Genomic DNA, 18,290 nt, shown 5'->3' with positions numbered 1-18,290 from the left:
ATCATGCTACCTCGAAAGCGGCCTTGACGAGCCGTTCCGTGTAGGCGGTCTTGGGATGGGTGAGAACTTCGTCGACGGGCCCCTCTTCCATGATCTTGCCATGCTGCATGACGATGACGCGGTGGCACAGCGCCCGGACGACCTTCAGATCGTGGGAGATGAAGAGGTAGCTCAGGCCCCGCTCGTCTTGCAGCTTGCGTAACAGTTCGATGATCTGCGCCTGGACGGAGAGGTCGAGTGCAGATGTCGGCTCGTCGAGCAGGATGAATTCCGGCTCCAGCGCGATGGCGCGGGCAATGGCGATGCGCTGGCGCTGGCCGCCGGAAAATTCATGCGGGAAACGCGACAGGATATTGCCGGGCATGCCGGCGGCAACAAGCGCCTCACGCACCCGGTCCTGCCGCTCGGCCCTCGTGGCGCCGAGCTTGTTGACGACGAGGCCCTCGTCGATGATCTGGCCGATTGTCATGCGCGGGTTGAGCGATGAGAACGGATCCTGGAAGACGATCTGCATGCGGGCTCGCAGCGGCCGCATCTCTGCCCGGGAAAGGCCGTGGATCGGCTGGCGGTCGAAATAGATCTCGCCGGCCTGGGGCGTGTTCAGCCGCAGGATCGCCTGGCCGAAGGTGGTCTTGCCGGAGCCGGACTCACCGACCAGCCCGAGCGTCTCGTGGCGGCGCAGCGTCAGGCTCAGGCTGTCGACGGCGACGAGCTCGCGCATCTGAGGTTTGAGAATGGTGCCATGGCGCATCATGAAGCCGACGCGCACACCCCTCGCGTCGAGGATGATATCCGATCCTTCCGGCAGCGGATTGGCCTGGCCGCGCGGCTCGGAGGCGAGCAGGTGTTTGGTATAGGCGTGCTGCGGATTGGCAAACAGCGCTTCGGTGACGTTGTGCTCGCGCACCTCGCCATGCTGCATCACATAGACATAGTCGGAAAACTGGCGCACGACCGTCAGGTCGTGAGTGATGAGGATGACCGCCATCCCCAGTTCCTTCTGCAGGTTGCGGATCAGATTGAGGATCTGCGCCTGCACGGTGACGTCGAGGGCCGTCGTCGGCTCGTCGGCGATCAGTACGTCGGGATCGTTGGCGAGCGCCATGGCGATCATCACGCGCTGGCGCTGGCCGCCGGAAAGCTGATGCGGATATTGCTTGAGGCGCGCGGCGGGATCGGGGATCTGCACATGTTCGAGCAGTTCGAGCGCCCGCTTTTCCGCATCCCGCTTGCTGATCCGGCGATGCACGCGGATCGCCTCGACGATTTGGCTGCCGATCGTATAGATCGGGTTCAGCGAGCTCATCGGCTCCTGGAAGATCATCGAAATGCGGTCGCCGCGCAGCTTGCGGCGCGCCCGCTCGGAGAATTTCAGGATGTTGCTGCCGTCGTAGGAGACGGTCGAATTGCCGGAGACGACGGCGCGTTTCGACAGCAGCCCCATCACCGTCCTTGCGGTCACCGATTTGCCGGAGCCGGATTCGCCGACGATCGCGATGGTCTCGCCGCGATAGAGCTGGAAGGAGACGTCCTTGACGGCTTCGACCATGCCGTCCTCGACCTTGAAATTTACCGCGACGTTGCGGGCATCGATGATCGGCGTGTCCGAGCGGCCGTCATGATCGTGACGGACGGGCGGGGCGAAGGAATTGACCAGTGCAAGAGCCATATCAATCACCTCAATAGGGGTCGACCGCGTCGCGCAGTCCGTCGCCGAGCGCATTGAAGGCGAAGACGGTGACGAGCACGAAGCCGACCGGGGAAAGAATCCAGGGATAGGAGCCGATGACCGAATAGGTCGCCGTATCCTGCAGCATCAGCCCCCAGGAGATCAGCGGCGGCTTGACGGCGAAACCGAGGAAACCAAGGAAGGATTCCAGCAGCACGACGCTCGGTATGGCGAGCGTCACGGCGACGATGACGTGGCTCATCACGTTCGGGAAGATATGCTGGATGATGATGCGCCGATCGGTGGCGCCGACCGCCATCGCCGCCCGGACATAATCGATGCGGGCAAGCGCCAGGGTCTTGCCGCGCACCTCGCGCGACATCTGCGCCCAGCCGAGCGCCGACATCACGACGATGACGAAGGCGAGGAAGACATTGGTCGGCGCCGTCACCGGGATCAGCGAGGTCAAGGCGAGATAGAGCGGCAGCTGCGGGAAGGCGAGCACCAGCTCGACGAAGCGCTGCAGCCAGATATCGAAGGTGCCGCCGAAATAGCCTGAGACCATGCCGACTGTCGTGCCGATCAGGGTGACGATGAAGACGACGGTCAGCGCAATCATCAGCGAGATGCGCGAGCCGATGATGGCGCGCGACAGCACGTCGCGGCCGAACTTGTCGGTGCCGAGGAAATGCACCGGCTGGCCGTCGGTCGAGCCGAAGAAGTGCCGGTCGGCCGGGATCAGGCCGAACAGCTTGTATTCGGCGCCCTCGACGAAGAAGCCGAGCAGCCTGGGATTGTCGTAATCCATGCCGACGATCGGCTGGAAGGTGACCGGATCGAGCTCCTCGCTATCCGACAGCGCATAGACGCGCGGCTGGAAGACGAAATTGCCGTCCTTGTCGTGGAAGCTCATCACCTGGGGCGGCGCGAAGCCGACATCGGTCGCCTTCGGATCCATCGGCGCGAAGAAATCGGCAAAGACCGCCATCAGGATCAAGAGCCCGACGAGCACGAGGCCGATCATGCCGGTCCAGGAGCGCCGCAGCCGGCGCCAGACGAGCGCCAGATAACTTTCGCTGCCATGCGAAGGCTTCTTGATCGCCGGTTCGGTTGTCGGTGGTGTGTCGGACGAATCGAAAGCAAGCATCTCAGGCTCCTCCGAACTGGCGCACGCGCGGATCGAGCAGGGCGAGCAGCATGTCGGCGACGATATTGCCGACGATCAGCGTTGCCGACAGCACCATCATGAAGGTGGCGGTGACATAGACGTCGCCGATCGCCATCGAGCCGACGATTGCCGGGCCGACGGTCGGCAGTGCGAAAATGATCGCGGTTTCGATCTCGCCGGTCAGCATGTAGGGCAACACGACGCCCTGATACATGACCAGCGGATGCAGCGCGTTCGGCACCGCATGGCGCATCACCACCGCGCTGCCGGACAGGCCCTTGGCCTTTGCGGTTTCGACATATTGGGCATTCAGCGTATCGAGCAGATTGCCGCGCATAACGCGCATATTGTAGGCGAGCCCGCCGAAGGTGGCGATCGCCACAACCGGCCAGACATGGTGGATGAGATCGACGAACTTCGCCCAGGACCAGGGTGCGCCGCCATATTGCGGCGAGAAGAAGCTGCCGATCTCCGTCACGTTGAACTGGAAGACCAGGAGATAGACGATGATCAACGCCATGAGGAAGCGCGGCACCGTCATGCCGAGGAAGGAAACTGCCGAAAGCGTGCTGTCGATCCAGCTATATTGCCGCGTTGCTGCCCAGACGCCGAAGCCGATACCGAGCACCGAAGCGAAGATGTGGCAGACGAGCGCCAGAAGCAGGGTGCGCGGCAGGCGTTCGCCGACGACGTCGGCAACCGGCTTGTTGTAGAACATGCTGTAGCCGAAATCGCCGCGGGTGAGAATGCCGCCGATCCAGTTGACGTATTGGACGACCAGCGGCTTGTCGAGGCCGTGCTCGACCCGGTAGGCCTGCGCCTGCGCGTCGGCCTGGGCATAGGATGCGCCACCCTGGTTGATCAGCTGGGATCTTATGTAATCGGCATAGTCGCCGGGCGGAGCCTGGATGATCGCGAAAGTCACCACGCTCAGGATCAACAGAACGGGGATCGCGGAGGCTATGCGCACGAGCAGGAATCGTAACATCGGACGGTTCGCTTCGCTTGGCCGCCAGTCGCTCCTGTCGGCGCGGCCGGCTCGTTGGTCATATCAGGCCGCGCGCGGCACGCGCGGCCCGGAACTCACTTCAGCTGGGAGGGAACTTTTCCCGCGCGTCGCATCGGATGCGACGCGCATCAGCTCTTGGTTTCAGGCGACAAGCCTCAGTTGATCGGGCCTCAGTTGATCGGACCTCAGTTGGTCGGGCCCTTGTCGCCAGGCTTGCCGGGCAGCTGCTCGGGGAACAGCTCGTATTTTCCCTGCTTGTCGGCAGCCACCCACAGGCGTTCGCGGATCACCGAATCTTCAGCCCAGTTGAACATGAAGATCGGCGTTCCCTGGGGCACATTGGAGAAGCGCTTGTTGATGATCAGGGCGCCGGGATATTCCGTCAGTCCCACCGTGTTGACGTGTTCGGTCGAGATCTTCTGATACTGCTTCATCAGATCGACGCGCTCGTCATTGTTCTGGCTGGTGGTGAACTTGTTGACGACGTTGACAAGCTCCTGTTCGAACGGCATCAGATCGAGCTTGTCGTCCTTGCCGGCGCGATGATGCCAGCTGGTGCGCGGACCGACGGGGGCAAGCTGCTCGGTATTCTGTACCACCGACGACAGCTCCGTCGTGTTGCGCTGGATCAGCCAGTCGAAGCGGCCGGCATAATGGGCATCGTCACGCTTGGCGCCGTCGAGCGCATTGATGACGATCTTCAGGCCGAGCTTTTCCATCTGGCCGACGACACCTTCAGCAAGGCTCTTGTCGGTCGTGTACTGATTGTTGATCAGCATGACGATTTCGACATCCTTGCCGCCCGCCGTGCCGGCCGGGAAGTTCACGATGCCGTTGCCATCGGTATCCTTGAGGCCGGCTTTGGCGAGTTCCGCCTTGGCGCCCTTGAGATCGAAGGGATAGTAGACGGTGGAGTTGCGGTCGTAGAAGCTGGTGCCGGAGGAAAGTCCGCCCGGATAGATCGCCGTAAACGGCCCCTTGACCAGCGAGTCGCCGATCGCCTTGCGATCCAGCGCCATGCTGACGGCCTTGCGGAAGTCCTCGTTGCGGTTGAGCTCTCGGATTGCCTGACCGCGCTCGTCCGGGTTGCCCCAGCCGTTGGCGGAGAAGTTCATGCGCAGGTTATAACCAATCAGGCGCGGGCCGAAGGCAAGGCGGGCGGGCGCGGTCTTTTCCGCAGCGCGCTTCAGCGATGCGACGAAGTTTTCCGGCTGCTCGAGATTGGAGAAATCGGCGGATCCGGCCACGGCCTGAACGTCGCGGTCGGCCCAGGTCGAGAGCTTGTAGTGCAGCTCATTGAGATAAGGCAGCTGATTGCCCTTTTCGTCGACCTTCCAGTAATAGGGATTGCGGCGCAGGACGATGATGTCGTCAGGGCGATATTCCACCGGCACCCAGGCGCCCATCACAGGCATGTTCATGAACTCCGGCGGGAAGGCGTTCTTGAACTGGTCGTAGGTGTTCTTCGAATATTTCGGATGCTGGGGTTTCAGGATATGCGACGGACCCGGGCAGAAGTTCGGGTAGGCCATCGTGTAGAGATATTGCTTCGGGAAGGCTTCCTTGAAGGTCCACTCGACGGTGTAATCGTCGATCTTCTTCAGCGTGGTGCCGACACCGAAGGCCTCGGGCGAAGCGCCGCCGCCAAGCGGCGAGACGTTGGGATCGATGACCTCGTCTTCCCAGTAGAACATGATGTCGTCGGCGTTGAACGGCGCACCGTCGGACCACTTGGCACCTTCGATCAGGTGCATGGTCAGCTTATGGCCGTCCTCCGACCAGTCCCAGCTCTTGGCAAGGTTCGGCAGCGGCTCGGTATCCTGGGCCTTCACCTGGAAGAGCGGCGCGGTGCGCGTCAGGCATTCGGACAGGCCGATGTCGATGCCGCCCCAGCCCTGCGTCTGGCCGGCGCCGTAATTCCAGCCTTCCGGCCGGCCGCCGATGACATGGCGCATCGTATCGCCGTAAACGCCGATGCCGTCGGGCATATTGCCCGTCTTGAAGACCAGCGGCTCCTTCGGCAGCCGGTCTTTGACCGCCGGCAGCTTGCCGCTGGAGACGAAATTCTTGGTGACCCAGTCGGGCTCGTGATATTCGGGCAGCGCCTTGAACTCCAGGATGGAGTCGCGCGCGACATAGTTGATCTTGCCTTCGGCAGGGAATTCCGGCGGCACCGGCGGAACGGTCGCCTCGGAGGCGTAGGCATTCAACGCCATGACTGAGACGCCGAGCGCCAGTCCGGCCAGAATGCTTGTTTTGCGGAAATTCATCATCGTTTCTCCCTCTGTTTCGGAGCGCGGTCACGCGGGCTCCTGTTCCTCGCACGATGTGAAAGCGGGTTTGATGTCATGGATTTCCCTCCCGGAAACCCATGACGACCCATCTTCCACGAAAAAATCAGACGGCCTGTTTCAGCGCCGCCTTTTCCGCACGCAGCTCCTCGATCGAGCGGACGTTGCGGCGCGCAGCCCCCGCCCAATCGCGGGTCTGCACCTTCGATTTCGACAGCCGCTCCTTGGCGGCCGGCACGGCATCGGCATATTGCGGCAGCCAGCGCGCCTGGGCAACGACCATCTCGTCGACCATCTGCCAGACCTCCTCCGGCGTCGAGACGGCGCCAACCAGCGGATCGTGCAGCACGGCGAGCTTCAGCAGGTCGATATCGCCCGAGATGGCGGCATGCACCGACATGCGCTGGACGTTGATCGAGGCGATGCAGGTGGCCGCGCAGGCTTCCGGCAGGGTGACGCCCGAGACCATGTTGATGCCGAAGCGATCGACGAAGCCGGGCGATTCGATGATCGCATCGGACGGCAGGTTGGTGATGACGCCATTGTTCTTGACGTTGAAATGGCCGCGATAGACCCGGTTCGTTTCCAGCCCTTCCAGGATGTGGCTCGCATGTTCGTTCGAGCGCTTGGCCGGATCGATCGGCTTGGAGGCGGATTCGAGGAACTGCGGGAACTCCGTCTCGAACCAGTTGCGCGTTTCGGTGGAGTGGCGGAGATAGCCGCCGGTCTCGCCGTGGATCCAGTCGGACATGTCGATCCAGCGGGTGATTTCCTCCGGCCGCTTGCGGTACCAGGGCAGGTATTCCGAGAGATGACCGTTGCTTTCGGTCGAATAGACGCCGAACCGCTTCAGCACGTCGATGCGCAGTTTCTCCTGCTGCGAATAGACGGGATGCGCCTCGAAGGCGGCGACCAGTTCGTCCTTGCCGATCTTACGGCCGTTGAGGCGCAGATCGATGAACCAGGTCTGGTGGTTGATACCGGAGCAGACGTAATCGAGCTCGCGCACCGACTTGGCGCCGAGCACCTCGGCGATCTGTTCGGCGCCGTGCTGGACGCCGTGGCAGAGACCGACGGTGTCGACCTTGCCGTATTCGATCGCCGCCCAGGTGTTCATCGCCATCGGATTGGCATAGTTCAGGAATTTCGCACCCGGCTCGGCAACTTCTCTTATGTCCTTGCAGAAATCGAGAATGACGGGGATGTTGCGCTGGCCGTAGAGAATGCCGCCGGCGCAGATCGTATCGCCGACGCACTGGTCGATGCCGTATTTCAGCGGAATCCTGATATCGTCGGCATAGGCCTCGAGCCCGCCGACGCGCACGCAGCTGATGATGTAACGCGCGCCTTCCAGCGCCTGGCGCCGGTTGGTGGTCGCCGTTACCTTAGTCGGCAGCTTGTTCGACTCGACGATGCGGTCGAGGATCGCCTTGATCATTTCGAGATTGTGTTCGCTGAGATCGGTCAGCGCGAATTCGACGTCGCGGAACTCCGGAACGCACAATATGTCGGTGAACAGCTTCTTGGTGAAACCGACGCTGCCCGCACCGATGATAGCGATTTTGAAACTCATGATCTTCACCTCGACCCGATGGAATGCTAGAGAAAATATGGTTGTGAGGGATCAGGCCGCATGCCGGCGCATGTGGTTGAAAGAGCCGTAAAACCTGCCTGTTTTCCTCCCGGCCGCTGTATCGGCCGCGTTCTCCTCGTTTTGTTGAGCGGGATTATGCCCGAATTCGGCAGGCCGACCAGAGAAGGATTATGCTTTCAGGGGTAATTTTGTGCTGCAGGATTTGATCGCCAACGGACAGTCGATGAGGACGGTTTCGCTGCCCCGCGGACGCCAGCGTCTGCACGCCATGCCGACCAGCGCCGGCTACGAAGTGCGGGAGAACGAGACCTATGACTGGGACGGCCGAAAACGCGGCCAGACCCCGTTCACCGTGCTGCAGCACACGATCAGCGGCAGCGGCCGGCTACGCTATTTGAATCGCAATTATCGCCTTCAGGGCGGCGACACGCTCTTGGTGCTCGTGCCGCACAATCACCGCTACTGGCTGGAGAAGGGCGAGCGCTGGGAGTATTTCTGGATCTCGATGAATGGCGAGGAGACGCTGCGCATCCATCAGCTGGTGCTCTCCACCGCCGGCCCGGTCTTGAAGCTGCAGCCTGCGACCATCGATCATCTCGCCGATTGCAGCCTGCGCCTCGTCAAGGGCGCGGCCTCACCGGGTGCGGCCTCGGCAATCGCCTATGAAGCGGCGATGGCGCTTTATGACGACGTCTTCAACTCACCGGCCTTTGCCGCCGAGCTCAGCCCGATGCAGCCTGTCATCGACCATATCAACGCCAATCTCGACAAGCCGCTGCCGGTTAATGAACTCGCCGCCATCGTCGGCCTCAGCCGCGCGCATTTCTCCCGCAGTTTCGCCGAGAGCGAGGGCGTGCCGCCAGCCGAATTCGTGCTGCAGCAGCGGCTGCAGCGCGCCGTCAAGCTTCTGACCAAGGCGGACTTCCTGCCGGTCAAGGAAGTCGCAATCATGTGCGGCTTCGAGGACGCAAACTATTTCTCGAAGGTCTTCCGCCGCGTCTACGGCACCAATCCGACCGAATTCCGCACGACCGGCATGTATGCCAGCATCGGCAGGCCGAAATAGCGCGGCCGCCTCGCCGCCGGCTTTCAGGCCCGGACTTCGAACACCATGTTGAACGGCGTTTCGGTCGCCCGCCGGAAATGCTTGAAGCCGGCGTCAAGCGCCACCTTGCGCAGCCTCATTTCTCCCGCCTGGGCGCCAAGCCCGAGCCCCACCTCCTGGGAGAGCGATGCCGGCGTGCAGATCATCGTCGAGGCGCCGTAATAGACGCGCCCGACGGGATTGAGATTGTCCTTGAGACGATCATGGGCAAAGGGCTCGACGATCAGCCAGGTGCCGTTCGGCGCCAGCGTCTCCTTGACGTGCCGGCCGGCGCCGACGGGATCGCCCATGTCGTGCAGGCAGTCGAACATGGCGACCATGTCATAGCTACCTCCCGGAAACTCGGCCGCCCTGCCCTGCTCGAAGGTGACGCGATCGGCGACGCCAGCTTCTTTCGCGGCAGCCTTCGCTCTTTCGATCGATGGACCGTGATAGTCGAAGCCGGTGAAACGTGAGGCGGGATAGGCCTGCGCCATCAAGATGGTCGATGCGCCGTGACCGCAGCCGACATCGGCGACGTTGGCGCCCGCCTTGAGCTTTTCCTCCATGCCGGCAACAGACGGAATCCATTCGTCGACGAGATGGCTGTTGTAGCCCGGGCGAAAGAACCGTTCGGTTCCGCGGAACAGGCAGGTGCTGTGTTCATGCCAGCCGAGGCCTTTGCCGGTGCGGAAAGCGTCGGCAACCTTCGGCTCATCCATCCACATGGATTGCACGACCTCAAAGGCGCCGACGAAGAAGGCGGGGCTGTTTTCCTTGGCAAAGACCATCGCCTGCTCCGCCGTCAGGCTGAAGCGATCGGTTTTTTCATCGTAAGTGACATAATCGGCGGCAGCCTGGGCGCTAAGCCATTCCCGGAGATAGCGCTCCTTCACCCCCGTTTTCGCGGCGAGCTGCTCGACTCTCAAAGGTGTCCCATCGGCCATCGCCTTGAACAACCCCACCTTGTCGCCGAGCACGACCAAGGCACCTGACATGGCGGCGCCGACATCGCCGACAAGACGGCCGACAAGCGCATCGAGTTTCTGCATATCTGGCTCACGCATTGTGACCTCCCGGGGTGCGTGACAAGGAGGAGTTAAATTAGACTTTGATAATATTCAGTCAATCAACCCTCCCCCTCGCCCAATCAGGTAGGTCGTCAAAACTCGCATCGAGCCGGAGATCATCATCACGTGCTTGCTTTCCCAGCCTTCAGGCACATCTTCATTGCTGACCCAGGCCAAGGATCGGAGTCTCGATGCAAGACGGTTCGTCGTGCCTATCGCCAGCGCAGTGCCGCGCCGCGCGGGCACTCATCGCGTGGTCGAAGGGCGATCTGTCCTCAGCCTCGAAGATCCCCGAGGCGACGATTGCCGGTTACGAGGCCGGAAAGCTTTTCCCTGATGAGCAGGCCTTGCGTGACATGAAGCGCAGCCTGGAAAATGCGGGCGTGCTTTTCATCCCCGAAAACGGCGGCGGCGCCGGCGTTCGCTTGGCAAGACCTGCATCGGCTTCTATAGACACTGACGAGACCGAGACGGTCCAGTACGAAGAATATCTGAAAAACGACGCCCCTCCCGGCGCTGGCGGTTGAATGGCAAAGAAACAGCAGCTTGAGCACTCCGAATTGGCAGGGGAATTCACCGATGACGGAGTAACGGTGCTCGTCGACATCTTTCGAACCTCCGGCAGCAATGAGGACTGGACGATGGAAGTCGTCACCCAGGCGGAGGATCTGATCCGCTGGGAGGAGCCCTTTGCGACCGACCGGGAGGCCTTCGACGAATTCCTGGCAGTCGTGGAGCGGGACGGCATCCGATCCTTCCTCGACGATGAAGAACCTTCCGTGCATTGAGGGGCGGCCCCCATGAAAAGCATCAATGATCTCGTCGCCTCGGCGAAAACCGTCTGCGAGCGATACCGGGCCGGGCGGATGGAGCGCGAGACCGTGCGCGAGTGGGTTCTCCGGCTGGGCGCCTATCCCGCGCCGCACGGGGACCGCGTGCGTGACGCCGCCGAATGGTTCCGCCTTCACAATCGCGAACCCGTTTCCGAAGATATCGTGTTGGGCGACATCGACCGGCTCGAGGCGATTTCAGCACCGTGACGGGGGCGTGCGAGCTCTGTCTGGAATAACTTCAGCCCGATCCGGACTGGCGCAATTACGCCGTTACTCGACGGCGTAGGACCAATGACGATTATGAGCCTTATGCATAATGGCTTATCCAGCTTCGAGAGGGAGAGGTCTGGGGTTTTGCAGCTTCGGCAAATGTGACACGCTCACGAGGCTGACATGGCTCCTGCATCTCACGCGAAGCGTAAGCCAAGCGCGGCTAGGTAGTTTTAATTCGTGCGGAAATAGAAGGAACAGCACGTGGCAGCATTTCCGGAAAAGGCAAAGGTCGTCATCATCGGGCTCGGCGGCATCGTCGGCGCCTCTATCGCGCATCATCTCGTCGAGCGCGGATGGGACGATATCGTCGGCATCGACAAGTCGGGCATCCCGACCGATATCGGCTCCACAGCCCATGCCTCGGACTTCTGTTACACCACCAGCCACGACTATCTCTCCGTCTGGACCACGCAATATTCGATCGATTTCTACGAGAAGATGGGGCATTACGCCCGCATCGGCGGCCTCGAAGTGGCGCGTACCGGCGACCATGCCTGGATGGAGGAAATCAAGCGCAAGCTTTCCTCGGCCCGCGCGTTCGGTACGCGCGCCCATTATGTCAGCCCTTCCGAGATCAAGGAAAAATTCCCGCTGATCGAGGAAGATCAGGTGATGGGCGGCCTCTTCGATCCGGATGCCGGCCTCGTCATCCCGCGCTCGCAGACCGTCGCCGGCAAGCTGGTCGATGCCGCCGAAAAGGCCGGCAAGCTGCAGGTGTTCGGCAACACGCCGGCGAAGTCGCTGATCGTCGAAGGCGGCCGCATCAAGGGCGTCGTCACCCATCGCGGCACGATCATGGCCGACCACGTCATCGTCTGCGCCGGCCTCTGGGGACGCCTGATCGCCGAGATGGTCGGCGAAGACCTGCCGGTCATGCCGGTCGATCACCCGCTCACCTTCTTCGGCCCCTATAACGAGTTCGAAGGCACCGGCAAGGAAATCGGCTTCCCGCTGCTGCGCGACCAGGGCAACTCCGCCTATATGCGCGATACCGGCGACCCGGCGACGACCGAGGGCGGCCAGATCGAGTGGGGCTATTACGAAGCCAACAATCCGCGCATGTGCCATCCGCGCGAGCTTCTCGAAAAACACGAAGCCCGCCTTTCGCCCTCGCAGCGCGATCTCGAGATGGAACAGATCCTCGAGCCGCTCGAGCGTGCCATGGAACTGACGCCGATCCTCGGCGAACTCGGCTATAACGAAGGCCACTCCTTCAACGGCCTGCTGCAGGTTTCCGCCGCCGGCGGCGCGTCCTGCGGCGAGAGCCAGAAGGTGCGCGGCCTCTGGTATTGCGTTGCCATCTGGGTCAAGGACGGCCCGGGCTACGGCAAGCTGATCGCCGACTGGATGACTGACGGCCGTACCGAAATCGACCACAACAGCATCGACTACGCCCGCTTCTATCCGCATCAGTTGACCGAAGAATTCATCGAAGGCCGCTGCTACGAAGCCGCGCAGAAGATCTATTTCCCGGCCGTTCACACCCGCGAACCCTATCTATCCGGCCGCAACGCCAAGCGCTCCCCCTTCTACGAGCGCGAGAAGGAGCTGGGCGGCTACTTCATGGAACTGGGCGGCTGGGAGCGTGCGCACGGCTATGCCGCCAACGAGCACCTTCTGGAAAAATACGGCGACCGGGTGCCGGTGCGCGAGAACGAATGGGACAACCGCCATTTCTGGCGCGTCTCGAATGCCGAGCATCTGGCGATGAGCGAGGATTGCGGCATCGTCAACCTCAGCCACTTCCACATGGTCGATATCGAGGGGCCCGATCATGTCGAGCTGATGGAGTGGCTGTGCGCCGCCAAGGTCGGCGGCGATGCCAATATCGGCAAGGGCGTCTACACCCACTTCCTCGACGACGAAGGCATGGTCCGCGCCGACTTCACCGTCTTCCGCATGGCCGACCGCTGCCGTCTCGTCAACGGCGCCGATGCCGGCCCGCGCGACCTGCACTATATGAGACGCGTCGCCCAGGATCGCGGCCTTGACGTGACGATCACCGACGTCTCGGAAAAATTCGTGACGGTCGGCATCTGGGGTCCGAACGCCCGCGAGACGCTGAAAAAGGTCGTGGCCGATCCGGCCGGGCTCGATCAGGAAAACTTCGCCTTCGCAGCCATCAAGCCAATCGAAATATCAGGCAAGACAGTCACCGCCTTCCGCATCTCCTATGTCGGCGAGCAGGGCTGGGAACTGCACATGAAGTACGAAGACGGCCTCGCCGTCTGGGACGCGCTGCGCTCGACCGGCGTGATGGCCTTCGGCGTCGAGACCTATGCAAACTCGCGCCGCATGGAAAAGAGCCTGCGCCTGCAAAACGCCGACCTGCTGACCCAGTACAACCTGATCGAAGCCGATCTCGCCCGTCCGAAGGTCAAGGAAGCCGATTTCCGCGGCAAGGCAAAACATCTCGAATACAAGGCGCGCGAACACCAGCCGGCCATGCTCTGCACGCTTGTGATGACCGAGAATACCGACAAGTCGGGCGTCAAGCGTTATCCGCTCGGCAACCTGCCGGTCGTCGATCCCGCCACCGGCGAGGTCCTGGTCGACGAGCTCGGCCGCCGCTCCTACACCACCTCGATCGCCTACGGCCCGACGGTCGGCAAGAACATTGCGCTCGCCTACCTGCCCTGGTCCTATTGCCAGGTCGGACGCAAGCTGAATGTCGAATACTTTGCCGAGACCTATCCGGTGGAAGTCGTCGGCGTCGGCTACAAGCCGATCTACGACCCGGAAAACCTGAAGCCGCGCACTTAAGCGCTGAAATCCCTGTGGCGCCCCATGCGGGCGCCACAGTCGTTCTAAGCCTATGTCCTAGTCACCGTCGCCATTGCCGTTTTCGAGGCCATCGCCCGGGGCTCTGCTCGGGACGAAGCGTTTCGAGATCAGCCAGCAGCCGAGCGCCCAGAGGGCGCCCGCACACCATCCGGCGAAGACGTCGGTGGGATAGTGAACGCCGAGATAGATCCGGCTCAAGCCGATGATGACGGCGAGGAAAACGCCGGCGGCCATGACGAAGATCCGCGTCGAGCGGTAACGCTGCGTGCGGGCTAAGAGCGCGCCCAGCGTCAGATAGGTCACCGCCGAAACCATCGCATGGCCTGAGGGAAAACTGAGATCGCTGACCTCGACGAGATGCGGGACGATATCGGGGCGCGGCCGGGCGACGAGGATTTTCAGCGTCGTGCTCGCCAGCCATCCTGTCAGCACCGAGGAAAAGACGAAGATCGCGATCGGCCAGCGCCGGTCAAGCAAGAGATAGACTGTGACGAGAACGGTCATCAGCGAGAGAACGGTGATGCCACCGAGACTGGTGATGTCGCCGACGGCATGCGTCAGCCAGCCGGGGCCGATCGGCACGCCAAGCTCACCCGGCCGTCGCAACGCCAGCAAGATCGTTTCGTCGAAACGGAGCGTCTCGCCTTCGAGCACCTCGCTCGTCAGCCGCTGCAGCACGAACAGCCCGCCGGCGATCGATGCCATGGTGATCAATGTCAGCGGTTCATATGCGCCGAGTCTCTTCCAAAATCCGCGTTGTTGAACCTCGCTCATCCCTGAGTTCGAACTCCCTTCTTATCATGCCGCTCTCCGCCAGATCGGCAAGGTGAGCCGCAAATTCAAGACCTTGCGACATTTGAGGCGTGTTCATAATGGCATCCGCTGCCCATCCCGGCGTCCGGTAGCAAAAGCTCAACCTTCTTTTGCTATCGCTGGAGCGATTGACCTGGAGAGGTTTCGGCGATGAAAATTCTGACCGCGATGGTTCTGATGGCAGCCGCCCTGCCGCCGGTCTCGGCCTTCGGCGAGACCGAATGGATGGGCGGCGCAAGGCAATGGTCGGTCGGCTTTGCCAGCGAGCACCCTGCCTACTGCCGGCTGCAGTGGGACAGCGAACTGGGCAAGACGATGGAATTTCGCCAGAGCGCCACCGAAACCTTCTGGCTGGTCTCGAAGAACACATGGGACATTCCCACCGGCACCACGACCGAGGTGACGCTGACCGATCGAGCGGCAACGAAGGTGGTCGCCGCGGAATTCTTCGACAAGAACACGCTTCGCCTCTGGCCCAAAGGCAGCAAGGGCAGCGGCGGACTGAAGAAGATCATCAAGAATTCCTTTGCTGGAACGCCTGACGTGCAATTGACCTTTGCCGGCGACGAAGGTGACTGGACGCTGCCGCTTTCGCGGGTGGACCAGCTCTATCCAACCTTCGCCCAATGCCTCAAACGGCTCGAGGCCAGCGAGCCGGCCAAGCAGGATTCGGCAACAAGTAAACCTTTCTGACGACTCGCCTAAACAGCCGGCGGCGCTGTCTCGCGGATCAGATTGCGTACGGCCTCGATATCGCCGTTCAGCGGCCGCTCGTCGCCATAATGAACCACATGTTCACGCACGGCTTGATAGAGGAGCTCCGTGCCTGCCGCCCGCGGCGCGGTTGCCGCCAGGAAATCATGCGCCTGGGCTGCGGCCATCAACTCGATCGCCAGGATATATTCGGCATTGTCGATGACGGCGAGCAGCTTGCCGGCGGCCGCCGTCGGATGGGCGAGAAAATCCTCCTGCAGGCCGGAGGTCAGGCCGCCGTCCATGGCCGCGGGCGCGGCAAGCCGACGGTTGTCGTTGCTCAGCGCGGCTGCGGTATATTGGGCGATCATGAAGCCGGAATGGCTGCCGGCATCGCTCGCCAGAAACGGCGGCAGGCCGCTGACCAGCGGATTGACCAGCCGGTCCATGCGTCGCTCGCTGATCGCGCCGATCTGCGCCAGCGCAACGGCGAGGCTGTCGGCCGCCTGCCCGAGCGCCGGGGCGACGGCATGCGCCTCGGAGGAAACGATCGGCTGCTCCGGCGTGCCTGAGACAGCCGGATTATCCGTCACCGAGGCAAGTTCCTGATCGGCGATGCGGGCGGAATTGTCGAACACGTCGCGGGCGGCGCCATGGGCATGCGGTACCGAGCGAAGGCTCAGCGCATCCTGGGTGCGCCGGCCGAAGGCGGCGGCGACGAGGCCGCTGCCCTGGAGGCGGGCGCGCAAGCTGGCTCCGACCTTTTCGATCCCGGCAGACGGGCGCAGCGCCAGCACCGCCGCGTCGAAGGCGGCGATCTGACAGCCTGCCGCTTCCAGCGTCAGCGCCGCGATGGCATCGGCCCAGTCGAGCAGCCGTTCGGCACGCAAAAGCGCTGCTGCGATCAGCCCCGTGGCGCAGGCCGTGCCGTTGACGAGGCTCAGGCCCTCCTTGGCGCCGAGCACCAACGGCTGCAGGCCGATCGCCGCCAGCGCCTCGCGGCCGCTCATGCGCCGACCGGCCACAGTGGCGCTGCCTTCGCCGATCAGGACGAGCGCGGTATGAGCATTGTGGGTGAGGTAACCGGCCGAGCCTTTCGACGGCACGTCGGGAATGCAGTCATGCTCCAGCAAGGCTGTGAGATGCTGGACGATCTCGCGCCGCACGCCGGAATGGCCGTGGGCGAAATTGGCGATCTGGGCGGCGATGATGGCGCGCACCTCCCGCCCGGCCAGCAGCGGCCCGACGCCGCAGGCATGGCTGAGCACGATGCTGCGCGACAAAAGGCTCTGCGAGGCGCGGTCGACCACGGTATCGGCGAGCGCTCCGACGCCGGTGTTGACACCATAGGCGCGCACGCCCGTCTCGACGATGCTGGCGACGATGCGGCTTGCCTGCTCGACCCGCGCCCAGGCGGCCGGCGACAGCGCAAGCGCCTCCCCTGCCCCGACCCGCGCGACATCGCGCCAGGTCAGCACCCTATCGATGGTGATCGTCATTGGCCTGTTCCGAAATGACCGATGAACTGGCGGAAAGCCGGCGACGCGCCGCCGCCGAACATATCGTCCGGCTTGCCGCTGCTTTCGACCAGCCCTTCGCGCATGAAGACGACGCGGTTCGAGACGTTGCGGGCAAAACTCATCTCATGGGTGACGACGAGCATGGTCATGCCTTCTTCGGCAAGCGCCCGCATGACGCGCAGCACCTCGCCGACGAGTTCCGGATCGAGTGCGGATGTCGGCTCGTCGAAGAGCATGACCTTCGGCTTCATCGCCAAAGCGCGGGCGATTGCGGCGCGCTGCTGCTGGCCGCCGGAAAGATGGGCGGGATAGGCATGACGCTTATCCGCAATACCGACCTTTTCGAGCAGCGCTTCGGCCTCGGCGATGCAGTCAGCGCGTGGCCGCTTCAGCACATGGATCGGGCCTTCGATGACGTTCTGCAGGATCGTCATATGGGACCAGAGATTGAAGGACTGGAACACCATGCCGAGTTCGGAGCGGATATGGTCGACCTGCTTCTGGCTGGCCGGCCTTGTCTTGCCGTTCTTGTGCACCATCTCGATGTGCTCGCCATCGACCCAGATCTCACCGTCGCTGGCGGTTTCGAGCAGGTTGATGCAGCGCAGAAAAGTCGATTTGCCGGAGCCGGAGGCGCCGAGCAGCGAAATCACATCGCCGTCCTCAGCATCGAGGGAAATGCCGCGCAGCACTTCGTGCGTGCCGAAGCTCTTGCGGATATTGCGGACCGAAAGTCGGGTTACGCCTGGCATGGTTGCTCCAATCGATTCAGGTTCCGCCTAGACCTTCAGCGCCTGCGGGATCGCGCGGCGGTGTCGGGACAGCGAATATTCGAGCAGAGCCATGCCCTGCAGGATGATGAAGTTCAAAACGAGATAGATGATCGCCGCGCAGAGGAAGACTTCCATCGTGCGGTAGGTTTGCGAGATCAGCCGCTGGGCCACACCGGTGACCTCCCAGACGGTGACGAGGCTGGCGAGCGCCGTCGACTTCATCATCAGCACGATCTCGGTGGAATAGGCCGGCAGCGCGTGGCGGAAGGCGATCGGCGCCAGGATGCGGCGCACCATCAGGAAACCGGACATGCCGATCGAGCGGGCGGCCTCGATCTCCTTCGGGGAAACGGCGCGGATGCCGCCGCGGAAGATCTCCGCCGTGTAGCCGGCGGTGCAGAGCGCCAGCGACAGCACGGCGCAGACCATCGGCTCGCGCAGGAACGGCCAGAGGAAGGAATAGCGGATGACGCCGAACTGGCCGAGGCCGTAGAACACCAGGAACATCTGGATCAACAGCGGCGAGCCGCGGAAGACGAAGATATAGCCCTTGGCGAAACCCGACAGGTAGCGGTTGCCGCTGACCCGCATCGTGACGATGACCAGCGCCAGCAGACCGCCGAAGAAGATCGACAATGAAAACAGGATCAGCGTCGTCGGCACCGCCTTCAGCAGCGTCACCATGGTCGAGGCGAGAAAGGTGAAATCCATCGTCG

Annotated in this window: 16 protein-coding genes; 6 read left to right on the top strand and 10 right to left on the bottom strand. The window is 62.5% G+C overall.

The annotated features are described in order from the left end of the window. Nucleotide 1: 1 nt before the first annotated feature. The 5 genes from AMK00_RS25195 to AMK00_RS25175 form a co-directional block, all read right to left on the bottom strand. Nucleotides 2-1,669, bottom strand: coding sequence for an ABC transporter ATP-binding protein (locus tag AMK00_RS25195; protein WP_064812090.1), 1,668 nt, complete (start codon nt 1,667-1,669; stop codon nt 2-4). Between the two features lie 10 nt (nt 1,670-1,679). Further along, nucleotides 1,680-2,816, bottom strand: a complete 1,137-nt coding sequence (locus AMK00_RS25190) for an ABC transporter permease (protein ID WP_064808189.1) — start codon at nt 2,814-2,816, stop codon at nt 1,680-1,682. Between the two features lies 1 nt (nt 2,817). Beyond that, entirely contained in the window at nt 2,818-3,825 is a 1,008-nt protein-coding gene (locus AMK00_RS25185; protein WP_064812089.1) for an ABC transporter permease, read from the bottom strand. Nucleotides 3,826-4,031: 206 nt separating this feature from the next. Further along, nucleotides 4,032-6,119 carry an ABC transporter substrate-binding protein gene (locus AMK00_RS25180; protein WP_064812088.1) on the bottom strand — a complete coding sequence of 696 codons (2,088 nt, stop codon included), beginning with the start codon at nt 6,117-6,119 and terminating at the stop codon, nt 4,032-4,034. 124 nt (nt 6,120-6,243) lie between these two features. Then, nucleotides 6,244-7,710 (bottom strand): alpha-glucosidase/alpha-galactosidase, encoded by a 1,467-nt coding sequence (locus tag AMK00_RS25175; RefSeq protein ID WP_064812087.1) that lies wholly within the window; start codon nt 7,708-7,710, stop codon nt 6,244-6,246. Nucleotides 7,711-7,954: 244 nt separating this feature from the next. Between AMK00_RS25175 and AMK00_RS25170 the strand changes: the two genes are divergently transcribed. Next, on the top strand, nt 7,955-8,797 hold the full coding sequence (locus AMK00_RS25170; RefSeq protein WP_064808820.1) for an AraC family transcriptional regulator: 843 nt from the start codon (nt 7,955-7,957) through the stop codon (nt 8,795-8,797). Nucleotides 8,798-8,820: 23 nt separating this feature from the next. Here AMK00_RS25170 and AMK00_RS25165 read toward each other — a convergent pair whose 3' ends face one another. Further along, nucleotides 8,821-9,882: a class I SAM-dependent methyltransferase gene (locus AMK00_RS25165; RefSeq protein ID WP_064812086.1), complete on the bottom strand. Its 1,062-nt coding sequence runs from the start codon at nt 9,880-9,882 to the stop codon at nt 8,821-8,823. 194 nt (nt 9,883-10,076) lie between these two features. On the opposite strand from AMK00_RS25165, the gene AMK00_RS25160 reads away from it, so the two are divergent. The 4 genes from AMK00_RS25160 to AMK00_RS25145 all read left to right on the top strand — a co-directional run bounded on the left by AMK00_RS25160 (nt 10,077) and on the right by AMK00_RS25145 (nt 13,754). After that, on the top strand, nt 10,077-10,412 hold the full coding sequence (locus AMK00_RS25160; protein ID WP_064812085.1) for a transcriptional regulator: 336 nt from the start codon (nt 10,077-10,079) through the stop codon (nt 10,410-10,412). Then, nucleotides 10,413-10,673 (top strand): hypothetical protein, encoded by a 261-nt coding sequence (locus AMK00_RS25155; RefSeq protein ID WP_064812084.1) that lies wholly within the window; start codon nt 10,413-10,415, stop codon nt 10,671-10,673. Between the two features lie 12 nt (nt 10,674-10,685). Then, nucleotides 10,686-10,925, top strand: coding sequence for a hypothetical protein (locus AMK00_RS25150; RefSeq protein ID WP_037145066.1), 240 nt, complete (start codon nt 10,686-10,688; stop codon nt 10,923-10,925). A gap of 267 nt (nt 10,926-11,192) precedes the next feature. Then, nucleotides 11,193-13,754, top strand: coding sequence for a GcvT family protein (locus AMK00_RS25145; protein WP_064812083.1), 2,562 nt, complete (start codon nt 11,193-11,195; stop codon nt 13,752-13,754). A 57-nt stretch (nt 13,755-13,811) separates the two neighbouring features. Here the strand turns inward: AMK00_RS25145 and AMK00_RS25140 are convergent, their stop codons facing one another. Then, a complete protein-coding gene (locus tag AMK00_RS25140) occupies nt 13,812-14,549 on the bottom strand; it encodes a phosphatase PAP2 family protein (protein WP_064812082.1) in 738 nt (245 codons plus the stop codon). Nucleotides 14,550-14,738: 189 nt separating this feature from the next. On the opposite strand from AMK00_RS25140, the gene AMK00_RS25135 reads away from it, so the two are divergent. Further along, complete coding sequence (locus AMK00_RS25135) at nt 14,739-15,281, top strand: hypothetical protein (protein ID WP_010017196.1); 543 nt, start codon at nt 14,739-14,741, stop codon at nt 15,279-15,281. Between the two features lie 8 nt (nt 15,282-15,289). Here the strand turns inward: AMK00_RS25135 and AMK00_RS25130 are convergent, their stop codons facing one another. From AMK00_RS25130 to AMK00_RS25120, 3 genes are read right to left on the bottom strand one after another with little or no spacing between them, the layout of a single operon-like run. Continuing rightward, complete coding sequence (locus AMK00_RS25130) at nt 15,290-16,780, bottom strand: HAL/PAL/TAL family ammonia-lyase (RefSeq protein WP_064812081.1); 1,491 nt, start codon at nt 16,778-16,780, stop codon at nt 15,290-15,292. Beyond that, nucleotides 16,777-17,553: an ABC transporter ATP-binding protein gene (locus tag AMK00_RS25125; protein ID WP_064808170.1), complete on the bottom strand. Its 777-nt coding sequence runs from the start codon at nt 17,551-17,553 to the stop codon at nt 16,777-16,779. The genes AMK00_RS25130 and AMK00_RS25125 overlap by 4 nt, the downstream gene beginning before the upstream one ends. Before the next feature lie 27 nt (nt 17,554-17,580). Beyond that, entirely contained in the window at nt 17,581-18,285 is a 705-nt protein-coding gene (locus AMK00_RS25120; RefSeq protein WP_004674851.1) for an ABC transporter permease, read from the bottom strand. Nucleotides 18,286-18,290: the final 5 nt, after the last annotated feature.

Source organism: Rhizobium sp. N621 (assembly GCF_001664325.1).
GTDB classification, from domain to species: Bacteria; Pseudomonadota; Alphaproteobacteria; order Rhizobiales; family Rhizobiaceae; genus Rhizobium; species Rhizobium esperanzae.
Note: the sequence above shows the minus strand (reverse complement) of the source record. Positions and strands in the feature narration are given on the sequence as shown.

Bases quoted from the DNA above. Each gene is read 5' to 3' on its own strand.
- AMK00_RS25195 (WP_064812090.1), bottom strand. From the start codon at position 1,669: ATGGCTCTTGCACTGGTCAATTCCTTCGCCCCGCCCGTCCGTCACGAT.
- AMK00_RS25190 (WP_064808189.1), bottom strand. From the start codon at position 2,816: ATGCTTGCTTTCGATTCGTCCGACACACCACCGACAACCGAACCGGCG.
- AMK00_RS25185 (WP_064812089.1), bottom strand. From the start codon at position 3,825: ATGTTACGATTCCTGCTCGTGCGCATAGCCTCCGCGATCCCCGTTCTG.
- AMK00_RS25180 (WP_064812088.1), bottom strand. From the start codon at position 6,119: ATGATGAATTTCCGCAAAACAAGCATTCTGGCCGGACTGGCGCTCGGC.
- AMK00_RS25175 (WP_064812087.1), bottom strand. From the start codon at position 7,710: ATGAGTTTCAAAATCGCTATCATCGGTGCGGGCAGCGTCGGTTTCACC.
- AMK00_RS25170 (WP_064808820.1), top strand. From the start codon at position 7,955: ATGAGGACGGTTTCGCTGCCCCGCGGACGCCAGCGTCTGCACGCCATG.
- AMK00_RS25165 (WP_064812086.1), bottom strand. From the start codon at position 9,882: ATGCGTGAGCCAGATATGCAGAAACTCGATGCGCTTGTCGGCCGTCTT.
- AMK00_RS25160 (WP_064812085.1), top strand. From the start codon at position 10,077: ATGCAAGACGGTTCGTCGTGCCTATCGCCAGCGCAGTGCCGCGCCGCG.
- AMK00_RS25155 (WP_064812084.1), top strand. From the start codon at position 10,413: ATGGCAAAGAAACAGCAGCTTGAGCACTCCGAATTGGCAGGGGAATTC.
- AMK00_RS25150 (WP_037145066.1), top strand. From the start codon at position 10,686: ATGAAAAGCATCAATGATCTCGTCGCCTCGGCGAAAACCGTCTGCGAG.
- AMK00_RS25140 (WP_064812082.1), bottom strand. From the start codon at position 14,549: ATGAGCGAGGTTCAACAACGCGGATTTTGGAAGAGACTCGGCGCATAT.
- AMK00_RS25135 (WP_010017196.1), top strand. From the start codon at position 14,739: ATGAAAATTCTGACCGCGATGGTTCTGATGGCAGCCGCCCTGCCGCCG.
- AMK00_RS25130 (WP_064812081.1), bottom strand. From the start codon at position 16,780: ATGACGATCACCATCGATAGGGTGCTGACCTGGCGCGATGTCGCGCGG.
- AMK00_RS25125 (WP_064808170.1), bottom strand. From the start codon at position 17,553: ATGCCAGGCGTAACCCGACTTTCGGTCCGCAATATCCGCAAGAGCTTC.
- AMK00_RS25120 (WP_004674851.1), bottom strand. From the start codon at position 18,285: ATGGATTTCACCTTTCTCGCCTCGACCATGGTGACGCTGCTGAAGGCG.